The organism is Kribbella sp. NPDC003557, from assembly GCF_040610805.1.
Lineage (GTDB): Bacteria > Actinomycetota > Actinomycetes > Propionibacteriales > Kribbellaceae > Kribbella.
Map to the genome: position 1 here is coordinate 505,613 of NZ_JBEXMY010000004.1, position 21,989 is coordinate 527,601.

A 21,989-nucleotide genomic window follows, 5' to 3' on the forward strand; every position below is an offset into this window, starting at 1 on the left:
CAGCCTACCCAATACATACGCTTCAATCGAAGCTCACGGTGAGCGCCCGCACTGCTACTTGCGGTCCCGGAGGATCTTGCGGATGGCGGTGACGCGGTCGGCGTACGACGCTTCGCCGCCGCGGCGGGTGGGTTTGTAGTAGTCGGTGCCGTCGATCACGTCGGGGGCGTACTGCTGCGGGACGATGCCGCGCGGGTCGTCGTGGGAGTACTGGTACGACGACCCGTGGCCGAGCTTCTTCGCGCCGGCGTAGTGCGCGTCCCGCAGGTGCGGCGGGACCGGGCCGACCTTGCCGGCCTTCACATCCGCGATCGCCGCGTCGACGGCCGTGATCACCGCGTTGGACTTCGGCGCGAGCGCCAGCGCGACGACCGCCTGCGCGAGGTTGATCCGCGCCTCCGGCATACCGATGAGCTGCACCGCCTCGGCGGCCGCGACCGCGACACCGAGCGCGGTCGGGTCGCCCATGCCGATGTCCTCACTGGCCGAGATCACCAGCCGGCGCGCGATGAACCGCGGGTCCTCCCCCGCCTCGATCATCCGGGCCAGGTAGTGCATCGCGGCGTCCACGTCGGACCCCCGGATCGACTTGATCAACGCCGACGCCACGTCGTAGTGCTGATCGCCCGCCCGGTCGTACCGCACCGCGGCCCGGTCGACGGCGGTCTCCAACGTGACGAGATCGATCAACGCCCGCTCAGCCGGCTTGTCCGCTTCGGCCTCGTCGTCGGCTTCGGCCTTCGCGTACTTCACGGCCTGCTCATGCTTCGCGCGGGCTCCGCCTGCGGCTGCTTCCAGATAGGTAAGGGCCCGGCGGGCGTCGCCGCCGGCCATCCGTAGCAGGTGGTCCCGGGCGTCGGCGGCCAGCTCGAACTCGTCGTCCAGCCCACGCTCATCGACCAGCGCACGGTCGAGCAACAAGGAGATGTCGTCGTCGGTCAGCGACTCCAGCGTGAGCAGCAGGCTGCGCGACAACAGCGGCGAGATGACACTGAAGAACGGATTCTCGGTCGTGGCGGCGACCAGAGTGACCCAACGGTTCTCGACACCAGGCAGCAACGCGTCTTGCTGGGCCTTCGTGAAGCGATGCACCTCGTCGATGAACAGCACCGTCTCGACCGCACCCGTCGCGCGGGACAGATCCCGGCGCGCGCCGTCGATCACCTGCCGCACGTCCTTCACGCCCGCGGTGACCGCCGACAGCTCGACGAACTTCCGGTTGGTCTGGTGCGACACCACCGCCGCGATCGTGGTCTTCCCCGTCCCCGGAGGACCCCAGAGCAGCAGCGACATCGGCTGGTCGCCCTCCACCAGCCGCCGCAGCGGCGAGCCCGGCGCCAGCAGGTGCTGCTGCCCCACCAGCTCGTCCAGACTCCGCGGCCGCATCCGCACCGCCAGCGGGGCCGCGGTGTGGTCCATGTCCGCCAAACTCCCGCCACCACGGGCAGGCGCCGGCGCACCAGGAAGATCGAACAACCCATCACTCACGCCAGAAGCCTAACCAGCCCCACCGACATCCCCGCTCGCGACCGCTTGCGCAGGCAGCGCTACCGGCCCGGCCCGTTGCGGCGGTTGGCGGCGTCCCGGACGGCGCGGAGGTCACGGCGGGTGGCGGGCGGCGCCGTGCCGAGGGTGTTCACCATGTCGCCACGGTCGAACCGGAGCTGGTCCTGGGCAGGATCGTGCTGGGTCGCGATCGCCTCCTGCTGATCGCGGCGGAGCCGCAGGAAGTCGTGGATGTACGCCGCGACCAGAGGCACATGGGCGGCGAGAGTCATCGTGGGTGAGCCGGTGAGCGTGCTGACGGCATTGACGCCCAGGCTCGCGAGGGCGTACTGCCCGGTCAGACGGCCCTTCTCGGCCCGCTGTTCGCTCCGGTCGATCGGCCGGTCGTAGCTCCGGGCGAGGTCCAGCCGGTCGCCCGTCAGCTGCCGGCCCTGCTCGACGAGTACGTCGGCCGCCTGGCGGAGCGGTTCGCTGACCCGGACCCTGGCGCCCGACTCGACCACGGTGCGGAGCAGGTTCGCCCGGGCGAGCCGGGTCAGCGACTCGGCCAGCCAGGTGTCGTCGTTCGCCGGTTCACCCGCACGTCCGCCGTACGCCTGCTCGAACTGCTTCCGGAAGTCCGCGATGCGCTTGGTCGGCGGCTCGCGACCTTCCATCGAAGGCTCGGTGTTCGCCAGCGCGGCGGCCTCGTCGAGGTCCAGACCCTCACGGTTCTCGGGATCGAAGCACAGGTCGGCGGCCTTCACGAGGATCTGCTCGGCATCCCCGCCGGCCCGGTCGAGAGGGAGATCGTCGAGGTCGAGCTCGCGCCACCAGTGCGCCAGCCGGTCCGCGGTCTGCTGGGCACGGTCCGGGGCGTCCGGCGGGAGGGAGCGCTGGTACCGGTCGAGCGCGAGCAGGGCCTCGGTGGCGAACAGGTCCACGACCTGTCGCGCGGCGGCGACCTCTTCGCGGACCGGCTCCGCTCGCTCGGTGCTCGGCGTCATTGGCGGCCGTCCAGCTCGGCCTGTACCTGTTCGATGGCGTCGGCCCTGCGCTTGAGACGGTCGAAGCTCTCGGCCTTCTCCGGGTCGGCCGGCTGGTAGTCGGCGTCGTCCGGGGCTTCGACCGGGACGTACCACCAGCGCCCGTCGTACCAGGTCGGACCGATCTCCAGGCCGGGGAGCATCGACGCCGCCTGTCCGCTGTCGGTCAACTGACGCATGCGTTCTTGCGAAACGTAGTCGGTCACTCACCCGACTGTAGAACGCCGAGGGGCGAACACGAGGTGCCACGTGCCGCTGCGCCGGAGCAGGACCAGCGTCGGGATCTGGAGGACGACGATGGTCGCCACGGTGATCACCGGGTCGGTCGCCGGGACGACGGAGATCGGCAGCGTGTACGCCACCACCACCCGCACGATCCCGTCGACGATCGTCGCGATCCCCCACCACACGGTGATCCACTTCCACGCGTCGCGGAAGCGCGCGTTCGTCTCCCAGAGCCGATCCATCACGGCCGCCCGCGGCGCGAACATCGCGCGGGTCACGACGTACGTCAGCGGCTGCGGGTGCCGCAGCGACCACAGCGTGAGGCCGGCGAACGGCAGGCTGATCCAGGCGTTGCGGACCAGCAGCAGCCGCGCGTCCCCGCCCATCACGGCGACGACCGTGCTCGCCACCATGCTGATCACCACGGCCATCCCGACCAGGTCCGTCCGCCGGGTGCGCGCCAGCGACACCGCCGAGCTGATCAGTCCCGGGACCACGCCGACGAGCAGCGCGGTCAGGTCACTCGCCCCGAGCGCTTTGAGACCGTAGAAGAGGACGAGCGGGATCGCGATGTCGACGACGAGCAGCCAGGGGCCTTTGTGCGTGGGCATGCGGCGAGCTTCGCCGACGGAGCCGCCGGCCCGCATCGAGCCGACGGCTGTCCACCCCTAGACCAAAGTCTCAGTCCTTCTTCTTCGCGGCCCCGTCGTCATCGTCGGCGTCATCTTCGCCGGCGGCGCGGAGCTCCTCCGGAAGGTCCTCGTCGTCGAGGTCCCGGAGCTCCTCGGGCAGGTCGTCCTCGTCGAACTCCTCGGCGAGGATCTCCTCGGGCTCGGCGCCGGACTCCGGCTTGATCGCGTTGCGGAGCCGGCCGAGGATCCGGTCGGCCTCGGTGCCGAACGGGTTGTCGTTGACCAGGTAGGTCCAGGTCGCGGTCGGCCGCGGGATCCCGCCGGCCTCCTCGTTCAGGCCGTCGGCGGAGATCTCCGCGTCCGCGAACGTCGCGGCCGCGTCCTTCCAGGCGTCCTCGATCAGCGTGTCGAACGACGCGATCGCCGACTTGTTGAACTCGTCGATCGGCTTCAGGTGCACGATGCCGCCGGCCAGCGACCGCAGGTGGATGCCCTCGCGCAGGTCCGCGAGATAGGCCAGGTGGTCGGTCCAGCGCCGGTCCAGATGCCGCAGCGCGATCCGCCGCGCGGCGCTCTTCACCACGTCCTCGCCGACCTCGTCGACCAGCTCGTCGTACCGCTCCTTGGCGCGCTCGGCCAGCTCCGTCGCGGCCAGGTCCTCGGTCAGCACCTTCTCGCGCGTCTCGAGCAGGATCGCGCGCTGCTGTCCGGTGAGCCGGTTGTACTGCCAGGTGGTCCGGTGCAGCTCCGCGTTGGCGCCGTCCGCGACCCGCTGGGCGTGCTCCAGCATCCCGACCGACTTGCGGTCGGTCAGCCGGCCGGTGCCGTCCGGGTGCGGCCGGAGGCCCGACGACACGGAGTACCGCGTCACCAGCTCGTCGGCGAGCGACGCGAAGAACAGGGATCCGCCCGGGTCGCCCTGCCGCCCGGCGCGGCCGCGCAACTGGTCGTCCAGCCGTCGCGAGGCGTGCAGGCCGGTGCCGATCACGTACAGGCCGCCGAGCTCGATGGCCTTGTCCTTGTCGTGCGTCTCGTCCTTGCCGCCCAGCCGGATGTCGGTACCGCGGCCGGCCATCTGGGTCGACACGGTCACGGTGCCCGGTACGCCGGCCTCCGCGATGATCGCCGCCTCCTCGGCGTCGTTCTTCGCGTTCAGCACCACATGCGCGATCCCGGCCGCCTCGAGCTGGTCGCTGAGCTGCTCGGACTCCTCGACGCTGTGGGTGCCGATCAGGATCGGCCGGCCGGTCTCGTGCACCTCGCCGATGTGCTTGACCAGCGCCTCGTTCTTCTGGTCGACGGTCAGGTACAGCCGGTCCTGGTCGTCCTTGCGGACGTTCGGCTTGTTCGGCGGGACGACCGCGACCTCGACGTCGTAGAACTCCTGCAGCGACTCCCCGACGACGACCGCCGTACCGGTCATGCCGCACAGGGACTTGTAGCGCTTGATCAGCGCCTGCACGGTGATGCTGTCGAGCACCTCGCCGGAATCACTGACCGGCACCGCTTCCTTGGCCTCGACGGCGGCCTGCAGACCGTCGGGCCAGCGCTGCAGCTTCGCGATCCGGCCGCGGTTGTTGTTGATCAGGCTGACCTTGCCGTCGCGGACCAGGTAGTCGACGTCCTTACGCAGCAGCACCTCGGCGTGCAGCGCGACGTTGATCTGGGTCAGGCGGTCGAGGTTCTCGTCGTCGTACAGGTTGAACACCGGCCGCTCAGCCTCGACCGCGGTGTCGTCCTCGTCCTCGCCGTCGTCCTCGGAGTCGACATCAGCTGCTTCTGCCTCGGCTACGGCAACACGTTCACCGAGGGCCTTCTCGACCTTGTCGGTGCCGCGGTCGGTCAGCGCGACCGTGCGGCCGTCGCCGTCGATCTCGTAGTCGACGCCCGCGCGCAGCGTCCGGACCAGCTGGACGACGTCGTCGTCGAGGGCCTCGTTCCGGGTCGCGCCGGCCAGCACCATCGGCACCCGGGCCTCGTCGATCAGCACCGAGTCCGCCTCGTCCACCAGCGCCACGTCCGGCGCGACGGTGACCCGGTCCGCCACGTCGGTGACGAGCCGGTCCCGCAGGACGTCGAACCCGATCTCGCTGACCGGGACGTAGCAGACCTCCGCCTGGTACGCCTCGCGGCGCTCCTCCGGCGTGGACGCCTGGCCGACGTGTGACACCGTCACGCCGAGCAGCTCGTACACCGGCCCCATCCACTCGGCGTCGCGCTTGGCCAGGTAGTCGTTGACCGCCAGCACGTGCACCGTACGGCCGCCGACCGCGTACCCGGCCGCGGCGATCGCGCCGGCCAGGGTCTTGCCCTCACCGGTGGCCATCTCGACGATCCGGCCCTGCAGCATCGCCAGCGCGCCGACGACCTGGCCGTCGAACGCCCGCTCGCCGATCGCGCGCCGGCCCGCGTCCCGCGCCAGCGCGAGGAACTCGATCTGCTCGTCCTCGTGCAGGCCGCCGGTGGTGCGCAGCTCCGCGACCGCCTCGGTGAGCTCCTCGTCGGTCAGGGAGAGGACCGATTCCTCCGCCTCGCCGACCAGCTGGGTGAGCCGTTCGTACGGGCCGAGATCGATCGAGCCGGGGCGCTGCAGCAGCCGGCGGAAGCGGGAAGCGATTTTCAGGGCCATGATGCAGGCAACGTACAGCCTCGGTGTGTCGTTCCGCAGGTCAGGTCAGGGTGTCCACTCGTAAGGCGTTGTCGTGGTGACCCCGTGGAGGCCGAGTTTCTGCAGGATCGGGCGCGAATCCGCTGATGCGTCGACCCGGAGGAACTCGTAGCCGCGCTCCTTCGCGAGGCGGGCGCGGTGTACGAGGAGGGCGCTGTACAGGCCCTGCCGGCGCCATTGCGGCAGCGTTCCGCCGCCCCACAGACTGGCGAACCCGGTCCCGGGATGGAACCGGATCCACGCCGCGGACACGGCCGGCCCGTCCGGGCCCTTCAGCGCGTCCTCGACCAGGAACACCGACAACCGGTCCGGGAACATCCGCGCCTCGCCCTGGAGCCGCTCGACGATCCGCTCCGGCCCGTTGTGCCACAGGGTGTCGGTGAGGACGCCGATCCGGTGGTAGTCCTCCGGTCCGTCGGCCTCCCGCAGCCGCACCTTCGACGGCAGCGCGGACGGCCGCTCGAGGATCCGGTCCACCTCGCCGAGGATCAGCGTCTCCGGATCGCCCTGGGCGAATCCGGCGCGGACCAGCCGCTCGCCGAGATCGGCCGGCTCGTCGTACGCGTAGGTCTTCCACTCGAACGGCAGACCGCGCTCCCGGAAGAACGCGACCTCCCGCGCGATCACCGCGTCCGGGTCGTCGCCGAGCCCGCGCGGCGTCTCGACGAACCCGGCGCCCTCGCCGCCCTCGATGTACGAGCGGTGCACGGGGCCGTCGTGCTCCTGCTTCCAGCCGGGGATCGCATCCGCGTCCGGAAGCCGGATCCGGCGGTGGAACACGTCGAGAAGTTCGTCAGGAGTCATCTTCGAAGTCAACCAACCGGGGCCTTCCGGCGTCCAACGAGTAAGTCCTGAAAGGGGGGACATCATGAGAATCCACCACATCACCCCCAAGGCGATCCTCACCGCGGTCGCGGTGCTCGCAGTGCCCGCCGCCGCCTTCGCGGCCCCGGCCGTCACCGGATCGTCCGCCGCCCCCCGAACCGCCACCCAGCTCAGCTCCGCGTCCGTCTCCTGCCCGACGGGCTGGGGATCGTTGCCCGAGGCCAGCGGCCGGATGGTGCAGTCCCCGCTGACCGGCGTCCGCACCGGCCGGCACGCCTGCTTCGACCGGCTGGTCGTCGACCTGAACGGCCGCGCCGCCGGGTACGACGTCCGGTACGTCGGCACCGTCCGCCAGGACGGATCCGGCTTCGCGGTGCCGCTGCGCGGTGACGCGCGCCTGCAGGTGGTCGTCCGCGCCCCGTCGTACAGCACGTCCGGGAAGACGACGTACGCACCGGCGAACCGGCGCGAACTGAGCGACGTGCGTGGGTACAGCACGTTCCGGCAGGTCGCGTTCGCCGGCAGTTTCGAGGGTCAGACGACGATCGGACTGGGTGTCCGCGCCCGGCTCCCGTTCCGGGTCTTCACCCTCGCGGGGCCGGGCTCGAACTCGCGGCTCGTGGTGGACGTCGCCCACCACTGGTGACCGCCCTCCCAGCGGCCGCCCGATCCCACCCGGGCGGCCGCACCTGCGTCCTTACGGGAGGACTCTGTTGAGCAGGTCGTAGAAGCTGTTCGCGAGGATCAGCTCGTACGGGTCGGTGAGCAGCGGCCCGAGTTCGGCCATGTCGGACGGCGTCCACGACCAGGCGCCGATCAGACCCGACACGAACAGCGGGCTCGCCCCGTCCCAGTTCGCGATCCGCCGGTCCAGCGCGGCCTTGAACTCCGCCGCCTTGCCGGGTGCGCCCCAGCCGCCGGTGATCGGAATGCCGCCCTGCCGGACGGTGAGCGGATCGCCGTCCCAGGTCTGCATGATCCCCTTGGTCGGCGTGTACTCGGCGAACCCCTCGGCGATCTCCTTCGACAGCGGCACCCAGGTGTTGTTCTCACGGCCGCTGTAGGCGTAGATCACGTCCAGCGCGGTCCGGCGCATGAACGAGCCGGTCATCTTCAGGTACTCCGTGAGCTCCTCCGGCTTCCACGACGCGGGGTACGTGTAGCCGCCGCCGGACGGTCCGCAGACCAGCAGGTCGTTGGCGGTCGCGGTGCGCTGGAAGTAGCTGTAGATGTTGGGACCGGACTCGGCGAGCAGCGGGCTGATCGTCCAGTTGGTCGGCACCTGACCGCGCTTCGGGTCGTCCCAGATCTCCCGCAGCCGGCGCTGGCAGTACTGGATGTTGTCGCCCTCGCCGAAGGTCAGCGTCACGTAGACCTTGTTCTTCGGCTTGTCGATCCGCCGGATCGGCCGGGGCTTGTCGGAGATCGGATCCGCGGTCCCGGCGTGCACGGTGCCGTTCATGTAGAAGTCGGCCGCGACCACGGGCGAACCGCCCTTGCTGGCCAGGTCGACGCCGTCCCACTCGCCGGAGACGTCGTTCGCGAACCAGCCCATGTACGGCGCCAGCGTCGGGTACTTCGCGTAGTGCTCGATCAGCAGGTCACCCGTCGCACCGCCCGGCGGCAGCCAGCTCACCAGGGCCTTGGTGGCCACCACGTAGTCGCGGAAGTACGGGAACGGCTCGACGCGCGTCGGCGACGTGTCGGTGGCGGACACCAGGTACTGGTTCCACATCTCCACGGTGACGACCAGGGAGGTCGTACCCGCCGGCGGTTCGAAGCGGTAGATCCAGTAGTTGCCGCCGTCGGCGAAGCGGTTCGCCTCACCACCGATCGACGAGTGCGACCCGTCGAACAGGTACGGCGCCTCCTCCGGGCTGTTCGGCTCGAACCGGGCGATCTCGGCGCCGTTGGCGGTCACCACCACGTGCCGGACCGAGGCGCCCCAGCCGTCGTCGGTGAACGAGTCCGCGAACCGGACGTACACGGCCTCCTTGCCGAGCTTGGCGGAGACGTCCAGGTTGTACGTGCCGCGGTTCGACGAGTCGCGGATCTGCTGGGTCTCGCGGGCGATCTCCAGCCACTGGACGCCCTCGACGTCGACCACGCGGGTCGGCGGCAGGCCGGCGAGCAGCTTGTGCGTGACCTTGGGGAACAGATTGTCGAGCTGCCAGCGGTAGGTCTTCACGCGGTCGTCGTCGAACATCCCGCGCAGGTCCTTCACGATCTTCAGCCCATGCGCCTTGGCCTGATCGGCGTCGGCGACGACCGCGTTCTCCAGGCCGGCGAGCGTCGTCGCCACATTCAGCGAGTCCGGTACGTCGGGGTCGTGCACGATCGCGCCGCGGACCCGGCCGCGGTACTTCGCGACCAGGTCGAGCGGGTTCTTGTACAGCTTCTTCGGCAGGCGCATGTCGGACAGCCAGCGGGCGTCCGGAACGCTCTCGGTGCCGGTGTCGTAGATGAAGTACAACTCCGGCTCAGTACGGTTGACGATGCCTTGCAACGTTGTCAGCAGGGTCTGGTCTCCCCCGCTGAGTTTGCTGACGTCGCCGTAATCCAGGTGCTTCGGGCGGTTGAACACCGGCAGCAGCCGAGCGGGGCTGCCGGACGTCGATGAAACTGCGGCCTGTGCTTCGGAAGCGAGCATCGGGACCACCCCGAACCCACCCACCGCCACCGCGCCGCCACCCGCCAGGAACGTACGTCTCGAAACCATCGCGACCACTCCCTGAGGTTGACATCGATGTCAAATCAGCCCGGAATCTAGCAACCCCAGGAGAGCGTGTACATAGCTCAGCCGATACTTCTGGAATCGTTTCCGGCCGAGGGCTTGCGACGGCTGAAGCGGGAGCGGAACGAGCCGTCGTACTCGAGTTTGGTGTAGCCGGCGGAGTGGACGCCGACGGCGAAGATGCCGGCGGCCAGGAAGGTGATGCCGGCGGGGAGGGAGATGTGCCAGAAGGCTGCGGTGAGGCCTACGAAGGCAGAGCCCTCCGCGAGAGTCTTGGCGACGCTGACCAGGCGGGATCTGGTCACCTGGCGGCGGAAGGCCTCCTGGCTGTTCAGGACCAGGAGGGCCGCGAGCAGCGGGATCGAGACGGCGAAGGCGACCACGCAGATCGTCGCGGTCAGGTCGAGCGGGGACGTGGTCAGGAACGGCTGGACGACGACCAGCCCGGCGGCGCCGAGGCCGCCGTAGATCAGGTTGGACTGGCGGATCCACTCCTCCTGCACCGCCGGGTCCGATTTCGCTTCCTCGGCGTCGTCCCGGAGACGGTAGGCAGCCTCCACCGCCGAGTCCTCCGCCGCGCCCTGCTCGGTCTCGTCGCCCATCTGCCCGCCCTCCGAAAACGCTGGCCCGCCGTACGGCGGCGAGCCATACTAAGGCGGGTGCGGTACTACTACGCCGAGCACCAGGCGGCCTACCAACGGCTCGAGCGGGAAGGTCTGACCCAGTGGAACGACCTCTTCGACGAGGACCGGACCGATGACTTCGAGGCGTTCCCGAACCGGCCCTTCCTCGAACGCGTGCTCCCGGACCTCCCGCCGTCGGCCGACGTCCTGGAGTACGGCTGCGGCACCGGCGCCGCCGCCTGCTTCCTCGCCGCGCGCGGCTTCCACGTCGACGCGATCGACCTGATCCCCGAGGCGATCACCCTCGCCCGGCGCTTCGCCCGCGAACGCGGCGTACAGGTCGACTTCAGCGTCCAGGACGTCTGCGCGATGCCACCCGGAACGAAGCAGTACGACGTGGTGCTCGACAGCTACTGCCTCCAGTCGATCGTCACGGACGCGGACCGCTCCAGCCTCTTCACCGCCGTACGCGACCGCCTGAAACCGACGGGCCGCTACATCCTCTCCACGGCGGTCTACGACCCCGACCGCGTCTACGAGGAGGACTTCCGGTACGACGCCGGCACCGGCATCTGCTACCAGAAGACCAGCACCCCGGCCCCCGACGCGGTCCACCTCGACAACACCTGGCACCTCCCCCACCGCCGCCACCTCCACCCCGAAGCCCTCCGCGCCGAACTGGCGGACAACGGTCTTCAGGTCACCTTCCAGAGCGGTGGTGATGTCGTCGCGCGGCTCGGTTACCAGGCGCGGTGAAGGATTTCGGTGGCTTCGGCGAGGGAGAGGCCTGCCTGGCGGGCGGTTGCGGCGAGGTTGGCGGCGGCGGTGTGGGTGGCCGCGTCGTTGATCTGGCTGCGGGAGGCCAGCACGAAGGTGCCGTTCCGGCCGCGGGTCTCGACCAACTGGTCGGCTTCCAGCTCCTTGTAGGCGCGCGCGACGGTGTTCACCGCCAGTCCGAGGTCGAGTGATAGCTGGCGTACGGTCGGCAGCCGGGTGCCGCGGGCCAGTTCGCCGCCGCGGATCAGTGCCTCGATCTGCGAGCGGACCTGCTCGTACGGCGGTGTCAGCCCGACCGGATCGACTGTGATGTCCATCCGGTCAGCATCTCAGGTGAAGTCCTCCGCCGTGTACGGCCGCTGCTCCACCAGGACCAGCCAGTTCCCCGAGTTGTCCCGCAGCACCGCCTCCACGCCGTACGGCCGGTCCGACGGCTCCTGGATGTACTCCACGCCCTTGCCGACCAGCTCGGCGAACGTCTTGCGGCAGTCGTCGGTGGCGATGCCGAAGCCGTGCATCGTGCCCTTCGCCATCATCCGCCGGACCGCCGCCGTGGACTCCTCGTCGAGCGGCGGGCCCGGCAGCGCGAGCTGCAGCTCCAGCTCGGGATGATCGGCGTGGTGCACCGTGCACCAGCGGAAGTCGGGCAGCGTCACGTCGCTGTTCAGCACGAACCCGAGCTTGCCGGTGTAGAACGCCAGCGCCTCGTCGATGTCGTCGACGAACACGCTGATCAGGCTGATGTTGGTGATCACAGTTCCTCCTGGAGATCCGGGGTCAGTACGACGTTAGGCCCCGGACTCGCCCGCCGGCTTCTCCGGAATTGCGGAGTTCAGCCCGAGCATGAACACGAAGCACCCCGGGATCCGCGCGCCGCTCCGGGTCCGCTGGTACTGCGTCGGCGGCATCCCCACCAGCTCGGTGAACCGCTGCGAGAACGATCCGAGGCTGCTGTACCCGACCATCCCGCAGACCTCGGTCACGGTCAGGTTGGTCGCCCGGAGCAGATCCGTCGCGCGCTCGATCCGCCGCCGGGTCACGTACTGCATCGGCGTCTCGCCGTACGCCGCCGCGAAGCACCGCAGGAAGTGGTATTTCGACACCCCCGCCGCGCCCGCGAGCGCGGCGAGGTCGAGCGGCTCGGCATAGTTGCGATCAGCAACGTCCCGCGCCCGCCGCAGGTGCGGCAGCAGCTCCACCGGTACGTCGCTCATACCAGCGAGCTTAGATGCGCCGGCGTGGGTCAGCCCAGCCCGGCGCCCTGCTTGGCGAGGTCGGCGAACTGGGTGCGGGTGAGCTTGCTGGTGTCGCCCCGCAGGGCGGACGGGCGGGTGCAGATGATGCCGGCCGGCACCGAGCCGGTCAGGTAGCGCAGGGCGTTCTTGAAGGAGTCGCAGCGGCGCGTGTCCTCGGCGCCCGCCGGGTAGCCGATGGCGGCGTTGACGCGGCCCATGTCGAGCGCGTCGGCGTACGGGTTGATGTCGCGGGCAACGGTCCAGTACCAGCGGGCGATCGGCGCGCTCCACTGCAGCGACAGCGCCAGGTCCGGGTTGCCGAGCAGGTCGATGCCGAAGTACTGACCGGCCGGCCCGTAGTTGAAATCGCCGGTGAGCTGGATGTACCCGCGGCCGCCGTACGGCCGGGTGTCGCCGATCTCGCGGATGTTGTACTCCAGCCGCGACTCGTGCACCAGCGTGGCGAGGAAGGCGGCCTTACGGTACGGCGTGTTGATCTGCGCGTCCCGCATCGCCTGGTTCAGCGACGGGAGGCCGGTCTCGACGATCGACGGGTTGGCGATCCGGCTGCCGAACATCGCCTGCACGTCGGCGAGCGTGATGTCGCCGGTCTGCGGGGGATCCTCGCCGCAGACCGGTACGCCGGGCAGCTGGTCCTCGGGAATCGCGACGTACACGACCGTCACGTAACCACCGAGGGCGGGCACATGCGCCCACCACTTGCTGGTCCCGTCGGCGTTGCTGACCAGGTCGCCTTCCTTCTGGCAGTCGGCGTCGATCGACGTCGGACCGCTCAAGGTACCGACGACGGCGGCGGACAGGTAGGCGTCGGCGCGGACGTTCACGCCGCTGCCGTAGGTCTGGAAAACGGTCGCGTACGCCGGTGACGCGGCGACCAGAGCGCCGGCGGTGAGGCCGAGGCAGGCGAGAACTGCGATCAGGAAACGACGCATCGAACAACTCCTGGGGCGGTAGGAGGGGGCGGTGCCGTGAAAACCTAACCATGCATTCCCACGACATCGCCAGTTTCCTCCACAACCCCTGGGTTGCTCAACCCCGCAACCTCCCCGCCGGCGCCGCGGGGTTGTGAGGTCCTGTCTGCGGCGCGCATGGTGGTGCGAGGGGCGGCGATCGTCGCAGGGGGTGGGCAGGCGATGAGTCAGGCGAGTGAGCAGGCGGGCGGGGAGCCGGCGACCGGCGGTCGGTCCGCCGATCCGCAGGTGCTGATGCGAAGCCGGCAGTACCGCGGCCTGCTGGTTTTCGCGGCCCTGATCGGCGTCGTGGTGTCGATCGCGTCGTGGGGCTTCCTCGAGGGCACCCACTGGCTGCAGGAGGCGGTGTACACCGACCTTCCGAAGACGCTCGGCTTCGATTCGGCCCCCTGGTGGTGGCCACTGCCGGTGCTCGTCCTGAGCGGACTGGTGATCGCGTTCGCCATCGTGAGACTGCCCGGCCACGGTGGCCACGAACCGTCCGAGGGCCTGAAGACCGGCGCCCCGACCACGCCGGCCGAGCTGCCCGGCGTCGTCCTGGCCGCCGTCGCCACGGTCGGTCTGGGAATGGTCCTCGGACCGGAGGCGCCCCTGATGGCCCTCGGCGGCGGCGTGGCGTTGTCGCTGGTGGACCTGGCCAGGCGACCGGTCCCCGACCAGGCCAAGCTCGTCCTCGCCGCGGCGGGCGGGTTCGCCGCGCTCGCGACGATCTTCGGCTCACCGGTCATCGGTGCGGTGATCATCATCGAGGCCGCCGGCCTCGGCGGACCCACGTTGCCGCTGATCCTGCTGCCGGGTCTGCTCGCGTCCGGCATCGGCTCACTGGTCTTCGTCGGGATCGGCAGTCTGACCGGCCTGAGTACCAATGCGTACGCGCTTCCGCCGCTGGCGCTCCCGGACTACCCGACGCCGCAGGTGGTCGACTTCCTCTGGACGGTCCCGCTGGCCCTGGCGGCGGCCGTCGCGGTCTTCGCGGTCATGACGCTGGGGCGGCACACCCGCTCGCTGGTCGCCCGGCGGCCGTTCGTGCTGATTCCGGTCGCCGCGCTGGTGGTCGGTCTGCTGGCCGTCGCCTTCGCCCAGATCAGCGGGCAACCCGCCGACGCGGTGCTGTTCTCGGGTCAGGACGAGATGTCCGCGACCATGCAGGAGGCCGCGAACGTCTCGCTGGGCACGATCGGGCTGCTGCTGGTGGTCAAGGCCCTGGCCTGGGGTGTGTCGCTCGGCGCCGCGCGTGGCGGACCGACGTTCCCCGCCATCTTCCTCGGGCTGCTCGGTGGCCTGCTGGCGTCGCATCTGCCCGGGTTCGCGGAGACGCCGGCCATCGGAGTCATGATCGGGGCCGGTGTCGTGGCGGTGCTGAGACTGCCGCTGTCCGCGATCGTGCTCGCGCTGCTGCTCACCCACGCCGGGGCCGGGGTCGCGCCGCTCGTCATCGTGTCGGTGGTCGTGGCGTACATCGGCACGCTGATGCTCTCGGCGCGCGGCACGTTCACCCGTACGGGGTGATGCCGGGCGGGGTACCGCCAGCGATGCTGACAGCCGGACAAGGGGGGTTCCATCATGGCCGGTAATCCGGACGGGAAGGCCACACCCGCGACGCAGCAGCAAGCTCGAGGGAGCGAGCACGTCGAGGTCGCCCTGCGGTCCTTCGGGGTGCCGAACTCGGTGGCCCACGAGTTCGACTTCTGGGACGGGAGTTACGAGGGCCGGCGGTTGTTCTCCGAGCTGCTCGGCACGTTCCTCCTGGTCCTCGTCGCCGTCGGCGGCGGGATGGTCAACGCGCGCTTCGGCGGCGACGCGGTCCCGTACGGCGCGCGCGTCGTGTCGCCGGCGCTGATGGTGGCGGCGATCATCCTGTTCATGGGCGCGGTGTCCGGGGCGCACCTGAACCCCGCGGTCAGTGTCGCGTTCGCGCTCCGCGGCGACTTCCCGTGGAAGCGGGTGCCGGCCTACATCGTCGCCCAGTTCGTCGGCGCCGCACTGGCCACGCTCCTCCTGGTCGCGCTGATCGGCAAACAAGGCAGCGCGGGGCTGACCCTGCCCGGCCAGGGCATCTCGGGAACCACCGCGATGCTGTGGGAGATCGTGCTGACCACCGGGCTCGTGAGCGTGATCCTGGGGACCGCCTCCGGCGCCCAGCAGATCGGCCCGTTCGCTGCGCTCGGAGTCGGCAGCTATATCGCGTTGGCCGGGTTGTGGGGATCACCGGTCAGCGGCGCGTCGATGAATCCGGGACGCTCCCTCGGGCCGGCCTTGGTGCTCAACGACTGGACTGCCTGGTGGGCGTACCTGGTCGGACCTGTCGTCGGCGCCGTCATCGCCGTCGGTCTGGCGTACGTACTGCGGGGACGTGGCGGCGGGCAGAGCGGGATGTCGGCCGCGCAGGGCACCCTCGGCGTGGAGTGGCGGACCGGCACGAAGCCGCGCGCCTGAGCGTCAGCGGCTGTCGTCGGTGGGCGGGCGTTCCCGGCCCCGGCCGGGAACGACGGCGTTCACGACCTTGGCCACCGCCGTCACGAGGAACAACTGGCCGATCAGCATCTCGCCGACGGCGAGGCTCTGGCCCGGGTTTCCCGCCGGGACCAGGTTGCCGTATCCGGTCGTGGTCAGCGTCGTGAACGAGAAGAACAGGTCTTGAGAGATGTTGCCCTCCCCCTGGGCCCCGAAGAACGGACCGTGCTGAAGGACCCCCAGGGCCCGGTAGGAGAACGCGAACGCCATCCCGAGCATCAGGTAGGCGGCGATCGCACCCAGCAAGGTCTCGGCGTCCACGGTCGGGCGCAGCACCAGATGGCGGACGATGACGCCTGGCGCGATCAGGTACAGCAGGCCGCAGGTCACCGCGATGAGACCGCTGCCGAACCGCTCATCAGTGACGAACAGCTGCAGGATCGCCACGACGGCCGAAGCGACCAGGACCGCGGCGGCGACGGCGCGGAGACGGCGGTGGGCCTGCGAGGCCTGCAGTGTCGTCCAGATGGTGGCGATCTGCACGAACAGCACCAGTGACAACGCCCATGTCGCCGTGGCCGTCGCCGACACCAGGTAGGCGATCACGATGAGCACAAGCACCAGGCCGTAGCGGTCCGGCGCGCCGAAGAGGTCGCGCATCCGCCCGGTGCGACGGCGCCGTGGTTGCCGCACCTGGTGGTCGGGGATGTCCGCCATGACGCTGTCCCTGGACAGAGCTCAGAGGCCCACGACCGCCTCGATCCGCCCGGATCGGACCGCGTCGGCGAAGGTCTGGTAGTCCAGCTCGTTCTGGTCGGCGTAGCTGTCGGAGAAATCGGCGATCGACTGCTCGAAATCCTCCCGCTTGCCCAGGTAGGCATGCAGCGCGACCGGATCGCCGGAGCGGGCGTGTGCCCGGGCCAGGGTCCACCCGCAGATCCGCGCGTAGAGGGTGAGACCGGCCGGGACCATCGCCTCGACGTCGGCCGAGCCTTTCATGTCGCGCAGTTGCCGCCAGTAGTAGTGCCGCTCGACGTCGAGACCCTTCGTCCAGCCGAGGAAGATGTCGCTCGCGGCCTGCATCATCCGCTGGCCGTAGACCACCCGCTCGCCGTGCTGCTGGTACCGGCTCCGGGGCAGATGATCCTCCAGGACGGACCTCGTCGCCTCCTTGACCTGCAGGAAGAGCGGATCACCCTGGTCGCGGCCCTGCAGCAGACCGATGAACGCCCGGGTCCCGACGCTCCCGACCCCGACCACCTTGCGGGCGACGTCGACCAGCTCGAACCGCTCCAGCAGCTGGCGCTGATCGTCGCGCAGCGTCGCACGGTAGGCACGGAACTGCTCGTGGAGCCCCTGCTCGACCTCGTCGCCGGACAGGCCGTAAGTGCTCTGCAACTCCCGCATCGGGACCACGATCGGCGGCCGGCTGACGATCCGGTAGCGTCCGTCGACCAGCTCACCGAGCTTCGACAACGCCTGCAGACTGTCCCGCGTATGGGCCTTCTCGAGGGCTTTCACGCCGGTGGCCTCGGCCCGCTCGACCGCCTTCGCCTGTTTCTTGTGCTTGCCGGCCTTGGCCGCGGCCTTGCGCATCGCGGCCATCAGGTCCTGCTCGTCCAGGTGCGCGTACCAGATGTCCAGCGTGCCCATCCGCGCGAAGCCCGCCATCGCCTTGCGGTACGCCGCCGCCGCCCTCAGCGTCACCGCGCGGATGTCCGCCTCGCCGAAGCCGTTGTTGCGGGCCGCGATGGTGAAACTGGCCGCCATCCGCTTGACGTCGTACTCGAACGGCCCGGGCAGGGTCTCGTCGAAGTCGTTCAGGTCGAACATCAGATGACGTTCGGGCGAGGCGAACGCCCCGAAGTTCGACAGGTGGGCGTCACCGCACAGCTGGACGTCGAGACCGGCCGTCGGGGTGCCGTCCAGATCGGCGGCCATGATCTTGGCCGCGCCCCGGTAGAAGGTGAACGGCGACGCCAGCATCCGCCCGTGCCGGACCGGGACCAGGTCGGGCTCGCGGGTCGTGTTCTGTTCCACCAGCAGCCCGACCGGGTCGGGCCGGTCGGCGGCCGGTTTCCAGTCGCCGTGACTGGACAGTGGCACCCGCTCTCGCGCCTCCTTGCCCCGGAACCGCCGTTCCTCGATGTCCGGGTGCGGAACGCTCGCTCTCGCTGTCATCTGAGGTCACCCTCCCCTGGTGCTTCACCTCGCACTTCGATGACACCCTGACGCGGGTCGCCCTGGCATCACCCTGCCCGGGTGACACCCGACCATCAGCTGCGCCGGCCGGGCCACACGGTCCGGCCGGCACAGCCGCTGCCTATTCCGCCTTCTTCTCCTCGGGCTTGGCGTCCACGCCGGCCTCCTTGCGCTGCTCGGGCGTGATCGGCGCCGGCGCCGCGGTCAGCGGGTCGAACCCGCCGCCGGACTTCGGGAACGCGATCACGTCGCGGATCGACTCGGTGCCGGCCAGTAGCGCCGTGATCCGGTCCCAGCCGAACGCGATCCCGCCGTGCGGCGGCGCGCCGAACTTGAACGCGTCGAGCAGGAAGCCGAACTTCTCGCTCGCCTCCTCGTCGCTCAGGCCCATCACCTTGAAGACGCGCTTCTGCACGTCCTCGCGGTGGATACGGATCGAGCCGCCGCCGATCTCGTTGCCGTTGCAGACGATGTCGTACGCGTACGCCAGTGCCGACCCCGGATCGGTGTCGAACGTCTCCAGCGAGTCCGGCTTCGGCGACGTGAAGGCGTGGTGTACGGCGGTCCAGGCGCCGGACCCGACCGCGACGTCGCCCGCCGCGGTCGCGTCGTCGGCCGGCTCGAACAACGGCGCGTCCACGACCCACACGAACGACCAGGCCGACTCGTCGATCAGGCCGCCGCGCCGGCCGATCTCCAGCCGGGCCGCGCCGAGCAGCGCCCGCGACGTCTTGACCGGGCCCGCGGCGAAGAAGATGCAGTCACCCGGCTTCGCGCCGACGTGGTCGGCGATCCCCGCACGCTCCTGCTCGGACAGGTTCTTCGCGACCGGACCGGCGAGCTCGCCGTCCTGCCCGACCAGCACGTACGCCAGGCCGCGGGCGCCGCGCTGCTTCGCCCACTCCTGCCACGCGTCGAGCTGCTTGCGCGGCTGGTCGGCGCCGCCGGGCATCACGACCGCGCCGACGTACGGCGCCTGGAACACCCGGAACGGCGTGTCCTTGAAGTACTCCGTGCACTCGACCAGCTCGAGGCCCATCCGCAGGTCCGGCTTGTCGGAGCCGAACCGCGCCATCGCCTCGCCGTAGGTCATCCGCGGGATCGGCGTCTGCACCTCGTACCCGGCGAGCTTCCAGAGCGCGGTGAGGATCTCCTCGGACAGCGCGATGACGTCGTCCTGGTCGACGAAGCTCATCTCGATGTCCAGCTGGGTGAACTCCGGCTGCCGGTCGGCGCGGAAGTCCTCGTCGCGGTAGCAGCGGGCGATCTGGTAGTACCGCTCCATACCGGCCACCATCAGCAGCTGCTTGAACAGCTGCGGCGACTGCGGCAGCGCGTACCAGCTGCCGGGCTGCAGGCGGGCCGGCACCACGAAGTCGCGGGCGCCCTCCGGCGTCGACCGGGTCAGCGTCGGCGTCTCGATCTCGACGAAGTCGTGCGCGGCCAGCACGTCACGGGCGGCTTTGTTCACCTGGCTGCGCAGCCGCAGCGCGGCGCCCGGGGCCTGCCGGCGCAGGTCGAGGTAGCGGTACTTGAGCCGGATCTCCTCGTTCACCGGCGTCGCGTGGTGCTCCTCGACCGGGAACGGCAGCGGGGCCGCCTCGTTCAGGACCTCGACCTCGGTGGCGATCACCTCGATCTCGCCGGTCGGCAGGTTCGGGTTCGCGTTGCCCTCGGGGCGCGGCGACACCTCGCCGACGATCTTCAGGCAGTACTCCGAGCGCAGGCCGTGCGCGGCCTCCTCGTCGCGGATGACGACCTGGACCGTGCCGGTCGAGTCACGCAGGTCGATGAACGCCACGCCGCCGTGATCGCGTCGCCGCGCCACCCAGCCCGCCAGAATTACCGTCTGCCCGGCGTGCTCGGCACGCAACGAGCCTGCGGAATGGGTACGGATCACGAGTTCTCCCTCTGCGATTCAATACTGTGCGTTTCGATGCTTGGACGTAGGTCGTCGGCGGGCGGGGCCCAGGTCGCGGCGTCGGCCGACACCTGCTCACCGCTGCGGATGTCCTTCACCTCGGGCCCGTTCTCGGTGCTGAACCAGACGAACGGGATCCCGCGCCGGTCCGCGAACTTGATCTGCTTGCCGAACTTCGCCGCGGCCGGAGCGACCTCCACCGCGATCCCCCGGCCGCGCAGCGTGATCGCCGTCCGCATGGCCTCGGCCCGGTCCGCTTCGGAGTTCAGCGCGATCAGCACGGCCGTCGGCGTCCGGCGGCTCGCGGTCAGCAGTCCCTTGCTGAGCAGCCGGTGCACCAGCCGCGACACCCCGATCGAGATCCCGACCCCGGGGTAGGTCGTCCTGCCGTCCGACGCGAGCGAGTCGTACCGCCCGCCGGAACATATCGACCCGTAGCTCTCGTCACCGATCAACTGGGTCTCGTAGACGGTGCCGGTGTAGTAGTCGAGGCCGCGCGCGATCTTCAGGTCGGCGACCAGCAGACCCGGGGCGTGCTCGTTCGCGGCCGTCATTATCTGGGACAGCCGCTCGAGGCCCTCGTCGAGGATCTCGTGCTGGACGCCGAGCGCGCGCACCTGATCCGCGAACGACGCGTCCGTCGACGAGATCTCGGCCAGCCGCAGCACCTGCTTGGCGGTCTCCGCGGACAGGCCCGCATCGGTCAGCAACTGCGTGACCTTGTCGGGGCCGATCTTGTCCAGCTTGTCGACGATCCGGAGCGTGCCGGTGATGTCCTCGATGCCGAGGCCGCGGTAGAAGCCCTCCGGGATCTGCCGGGTGTTCACCTGGATCCGGAACGGCGGGATCGGCAGCTTCCGGAACGCGTCCGCGATCACCAGCGGCAGCTCGACCTCGTAGTGGAACGGCAGCTCACCGCTGTCGATGATGTCGATGTCCGCCTGGGTGAACTCGCGGTACCGGCCCTCCTGCGGGCGCTCGCCGCGCCACACCTTCTGGATCTGGTAGCGCCGGAACGGGAAGACCAGCTTGCCGCTGTTCTCCAGGACGTAGCGGGCGAACGGCACGGTCAGGTCGAAGTGCAGACCCAGGGCCGCGTCCTCGTCGGCGCCGGCCGCGAGCCGCCGGACGCCGTAGATCTCCTTGTCGGCGTCCTCGCCCTGGTTCGACAGCCGCTCGACCGGCTCGACCGCGCGGGTCTCGATCGAGGCGAATCCGTGCAGTTCGAACGTCTCCCGGATCACGTCGAGGAACTCCAGCTCGACGATCCGGTCCTGCGGAAGGAATTCGGGGAACCCGCTCAGAGGGCTGATCTTGCTCACGATTTGGCCTTGCTCATGGTTGTGGAATCTCCAGGTCCTGCAAGTAGGGGTTGGTCGCCTTCTCCCGGCCGATCGTGGTCTGGCCACCATGACCCGGCAGGACGACGATCTCGTCGCGCATCGGCAGGATCTTGGTGGCCAACGTATGCAGCATCGCCGGATGGTCGCCGCCTGGCAGATCCGTCCGGCCGATCGACCCGGCGAACAACACGTCACCGGAGAACAGCACCGCGGGCACGTCCTCCGGCCCGTCGTACGGCGTGGTGAACGTGACCGAGCCCCGGGTGTGGCCCGGGGTGTGGTCGACGGTGACGTCCAGGCCCGCGAGCTCCAGGCGCAGCCCGTCCTCGAGCTCCGCGACGTCGTCCGGCTCCGCGAACGAGTGGTTGCCGCCGAGCAGCATCCGGGCCGTCTCCGGGCTGATGCCGGCCATCGGGTCGGCCAGCAGGTGCCGGTCGTCGGGGTGGATCCAGGCGGTCGCGTCGTACGTCCCGCAGACCGGGAGGACCGAGAACATGTGGTCGATGTGACCGTGGGTGAGCAGCACCGCGACGGGTTTGAGCTTGTTCTCCCGGACCACCTGCTCGACGCCCGGGGTGGCGTCCATCCCCGGGTCGATCACGAGGCATTCCGCGCCCTGGCCGGTGGCGACGACGTAGCAGTTCGTACCCCACGACCCCGCGGGGAACCCGGCGATGAGCACGACTGACCTTCCTGGAGCTGCGATCGGGACCCACCAAGGCTACCGGTCGGCAATCGCCGAGTTCGAACCGGATTGTGACGCAACACCGTTGCGCCTGAGCTGGGAGTTTGTGATTGTTCAGGGATAAGCGTCGAGAAGGCAGCTC

21 protein-coding genes are annotated in these 21,989 nt (G+C 69.9%); 4 read left to right on the forward strand and 17 right to left on the reverse strand.

The features are described 5' to 3' along the window. Positions 1 to 54: 54 nt before the first annotated feature. The 6 genes from ABZW60_RS18900 to ABZW60_RS18925 form a co-directional block, all read right to left on the reverse strand. Positions 55 to 1,488, reverse strand: coding sequence for a replication-associated recombination protein A (locus ABZW60_RS18900; protein WP_355478422.1), 1,434 nt, complete (start codon positions 1,486 to 1,488; stop codon positions 55 to 57). A gap of 59 nt (positions 1,489 to 1,547) precedes the next feature. Next, positions 1,548 to 2,492 (reverse strand): hypothetical protein, encoded by a 945-nt coding sequence (locus ABZW60_RS18905; RefSeq protein WP_355478424.1) that lies wholly within the window; start codon positions 2,490 to 2,492, stop codon positions 1,548 to 1,550. After that, complete coding sequence (locus tag ABZW60_RS18910) at positions 2,489 to 2,737, reverse strand: hypothetical protein (RefSeq protein ID WP_355478426.1); 249 nt, start codon at positions 2,735 to 2,737, stop codon at positions 2,489 to 2,491. The genes ABZW60_RS18905 and ABZW60_RS18910 overlap by 4 nt, the downstream gene beginning before the upstream one ends. Then, complete coding sequence (locus tag ABZW60_RS18915; protein WP_355478428.1) at positions 2,738 to 3,367, reverse strand: VC0807 family protein; 630 nt, start codon at positions 3,365 to 3,367, stop codon at positions 2,738 to 2,740. A gap of 70 nt (positions 3,368 to 3,437) precedes the next feature. After that, on the reverse strand, positions 3,438 to 6,017 hold the full coding sequence (locus ABZW60_RS18920; RefSeq protein ID WP_355478429.1) for an accessory Sec system translocase SecA2: 2,580 nt from the start codon (positions 6,015 to 6,017) through the stop codon (positions 3,438 to 3,440). Positions 6,018 to 6,062: 45 nt separating this feature from the next. Further along, the gene (locus ABZW60_RS18925; RefSeq protein WP_355478430.1) at positions 6,063 to 6,860 is read right to left on the reverse strand and encodes a GNAT family N-acetyltransferase; all 798 of its coding nucleotides are present in this window, start codon (positions 6,858 to 6,860) and stop codon (positions 6,063 to 6,065) included. A gap of 64 nt (positions 6,861 to 6,924) precedes the next feature. On the opposite strand from ABZW60_RS18925, the gene ABZW60_RS18930 reads away from it, so the two are divergent. Next, a complete protein-coding gene (locus tag ABZW60_RS18930; RefSeq protein WP_355478432.1) occupies positions 6,925 to 7,527 on the forward strand; it encodes a hypothetical protein in 603 nt (200 codons plus the stop codon). A gap of 51 nt (positions 7,528 to 7,578) precedes the next feature. Here the strand turns inward: ABZW60_RS18930 and ABZW60_RS18935 are convergent, their stop codons facing one another. Together ABZW60_RS18935 and ABZW60_RS18940 are read right to left on the reverse strand one after the other, a co-directional pair. Continuing rightward, entirely contained in the window at positions 7,579 to 9,600 is a 2,022-nt protein-coding gene (locus ABZW60_RS18935; protein WP_355478434.1) for a GxGYxYP domain-containing protein, read from the reverse strand. Positions 9,601 to 9,677: 77 nt separating this feature from the next. Beyond that, positions 9,678 to 10,217 (reverse strand): hypothetical protein, encoded by a 540-nt coding sequence (locus ABZW60_RS18940; protein WP_355478436.1) that lies wholly within the window; start codon positions 10,215 to 10,217, stop codon positions 9,678 to 9,680. A gap of 57 nt (positions 10,218 to 10,274) precedes the next feature. On the opposite strand from ABZW60_RS18940, the gene ABZW60_RS18945 reads away from it, so the two are divergent. Then, positions 10,275 to 10,994: a class I SAM-dependent methyltransferase gene (locus ABZW60_RS18945; protein WP_355478438.1), complete on the forward strand. Its 720-nt coding sequence runs from the start codon at positions 10,275 to 10,277 to the stop codon at positions 10,992 to 10,994. Here ABZW60_RS18945 and ABZW60_RS18950 read toward each other — a convergent pair. The 4 genes from ABZW60_RS18950 to ABZW60_RS18965 are packed head-to-tail and all read right to left on the reverse strand — an operon-like array spanning position 10,979 to position 13,203. Then, the gene (locus ABZW60_RS18950) at positions 10,979 to 11,332 is read right to left on the reverse strand and encodes a GntR family transcriptional regulator (protein ID WP_355478439.1); all 354 of its coding nucleotides are present in this window, start codon (positions 11,330 to 11,332) and stop codon (positions 10,979 to 10,981) included. The genes ABZW60_RS18945 and ABZW60_RS18950 overlap by 16 nt on opposite strands. Before the next feature lie 12 nt (positions 11,333 to 11,344). Then, positions 11,345 to 11,770 carry a VOC family protein gene (locus ABZW60_RS18955; protein ID WP_355478441.1) on the reverse strand — a complete coding sequence of 142 codons (426 nt, stop codon included), beginning with the start codon at positions 11,768 to 11,770 and terminating at the stop codon, positions 11,345 to 11,347. A 33-nt stretch (positions 11,771 to 11,803) separates the two neighbouring features. Next, a complete protein-coding gene (locus tag ABZW60_RS18960; protein WP_355478443.1) occupies positions 11,804 to 12,229 on the reverse strand; it encodes an AraC family transcriptional regulator in 426 nt (141 codons plus the stop codon). Between the two features lie 29 nt (positions 12,230 to 12,258). After that, positions 12,259 to 13,203 carry a glycoside hydrolase family 19 protein gene (locus ABZW60_RS18965; protein ID WP_355478445.1) on the reverse strand — a complete coding sequence of 315 codons (945 nt, stop codon included), beginning with the start codon at positions 13,201 to 13,203 and terminating at the stop codon, positions 12,259 to 12,261. Positions 13,204 to 13,404: 201 nt separating this feature from the next. Here ABZW60_RS18965 and ABZW60_RS18970 point away from each other — a divergent pair, with 201 nt between their 5' ends. Together ABZW60_RS18970 and ABZW60_RS18975 are read left to right on the forward strand one after the other, a co-directional pair. Beyond that, positions 13,405 to 14,751, forward strand: coding sequence for a chloride channel protein (locus tag ABZW60_RS18970; protein ID WP_355478447.1), 1,347 nt, complete (start codon positions 13,405 to 13,407; stop codon positions 14,749 to 14,751). A 54-nt stretch (positions 14,752 to 14,805) separates the two neighbouring features. After that, positions 14,806 to 15,678, forward strand: a complete 873-nt coding sequence (locus ABZW60_RS18975; RefSeq protein WP_355478449.1) for an aquaporin — start codon at positions 14,806 to 14,808, stop codon at positions 15,676 to 15,678. A gap of 3 nt (positions 15,679 to 15,681) precedes the next feature. Here ABZW60_RS18975 and ABZW60_RS18980 read toward each other — a convergent pair whose 3' ends face one another. The 5 genes from ABZW60_RS18980 to ABZW60_RS19000 form a co-directional block, all read right to left on the reverse strand. Continuing rightward, a complete protein-coding gene (locus tag ABZW60_RS18980) occupies positions 15,682 to 16,413 on the reverse strand; it encodes an ion channel (protein WP_355478451.1) in 732 nt (243 codons plus the stop codon). Between the two features lie 21 nt (positions 16,414 to 16,434). Next, positions 16,435 to 17,877: a DUF2252 domain-containing protein gene (locus ABZW60_RS18985; RefSeq protein WP_355478453.1), complete on the reverse strand. Its 1,443-nt coding sequence runs from the start codon at positions 17,875 to 17,877 to the stop codon at positions 16,435 to 16,437. Positions 17,878 to 18,019: 142 nt separating this feature from the next. Beyond that, the gene (gene aspS / locus ABZW60_RS18990) at positions 18,020 to 19,798 is read right to left on the reverse strand and encodes an aspartate--tRNA ligase (RefSeq protein ID WP_355478455.1); all 1,779 of its coding nucleotides are present in this window, start codon (positions 19,796 to 19,798) and stop codon (positions 18,020 to 18,022) included. Continuing rightward, positions 19,795 to 21,141 (reverse strand): histidine--tRNA ligase, encoded by a 1,347-nt coding sequence (gene hisS, locus ABZW60_RS18995; RefSeq protein ID WP_355478457.1) that lies wholly within the window; start codon positions 21,139 to 21,141, stop codon positions 19,795 to 19,797. Before hisS ends, aspS begins: the two co-directional genes overlap by 4 nt. Positions 21,142 to 21,154: 13 nt before the next feature. Further along, positions 21,155 to 21,844 carry an MBL fold metallo-hydrolase gene (locus ABZW60_RS19000; protein ID WP_355478459.1) on the reverse strand — a complete coding sequence of 230 codons (690 nt, stop codon included), beginning with the start codon at positions 21,842 to 21,844 and terminating at the stop codon, positions 21,155 to 21,157. Between the last annotated feature and the right edge of the window lie 145 nt (positions 21,845 to 21,989).

Coding starts and splice junctions, on each gene's coding strand:
- ABZW60_RS18935 (WP_355478434.1), bottom strand. CDS start 9,600: ATGGTTTCGAGACGTACGTTCCTGGCGGGTGGCGGCGCGGTGGCGGTG.
- ABZW60_RS18930 (WP_355478432.1), top strand. CDS start 6,925: ATGAGAATCCACCACATCACCCCCAAGGCGATCCTCACCGCGGTCGCG.
- ABZW60_RS18905 (WP_355478424.1), bottom strand. CDS start 2,492: ATGACGCCGAGCACCGAGCGAGCGGAGCCGGTCCGCGAAGAGGTCGCC.
- ABZW60_RS18950 (WP_355478439.1), bottom strand. CDS start 11,332: ATGGACATCACAGTCGATCCGGTCGGGCTGACACCGCCGTACGAGCAG.
- ABZW60_RS18960 (WP_355478443.1), bottom strand. CDS start 12,229: ATGAGCGACGTACCGGTGGAGCTGCTGCCGCACCTGCGGCGGGCGCGG.
- ABZW60_RS18975 (WP_355478449.1), top strand. CDS start 14,806: ATGGCCGGTAATCCGGACGGGAAGGCCACACCCGCGACGCAGCAGCAA.
- ABZW60_RS18940 (WP_355478436.1), bottom strand. CDS start 10,217: ATGGGCGACGAGACCGAGCAGGGCGCGGCGGAGGACTCGGCGGTGGAG.
- ABZW60_RS18920 (WP_355478429.1), bottom strand. CDS start 6,017: ATGGCCCTGAAAATCGCTTCCCGCTTCCGCCGGCTGCTGCAGCGCCCC.
- ABZW60_RS18915 (WP_355478428.1), bottom strand. CDS start 3,367: ATGCCCACGCACAAAGGCCCCTGGCTGCTCGTCGTCGACATCGCGATC.
- ABZW60_RS18970 (WP_355478447.1), top strand. CDS start 13,405: ATGAGTCAGGCGAGTGAGCAGGCGGGCGGGGAGCCGGCGACCGGCGGT.
- ABZW60_RS18965 (WP_355478445.1), bottom strand. CDS start 13,203: ATGCGTCGTTTCCTGATCGCAGTTCTCGCCTGCCTCGGCCTCACCGCC.
- ABZW60_RS18980 (WP_355478451.1), bottom strand. CDS start 16,413: ATGGCGGACATCCCCGACCACCAGGTGCGGCAACCACGGCGCCGTCGC.
- ABZW60_RS18925 (WP_355478430.1), bottom strand. CDS start 6,860: ATGACTCCTGACGAACTTCTCGACGTGTTCCACCGCCGGATCCGGCTT.
- ABZW60_RS18985 (WP_355478453.1), bottom strand. CDS start 17,877: ATGACAGCGAGAGCGAGCGTTCCGCACCCGGACATCGAGGAACGGCGG.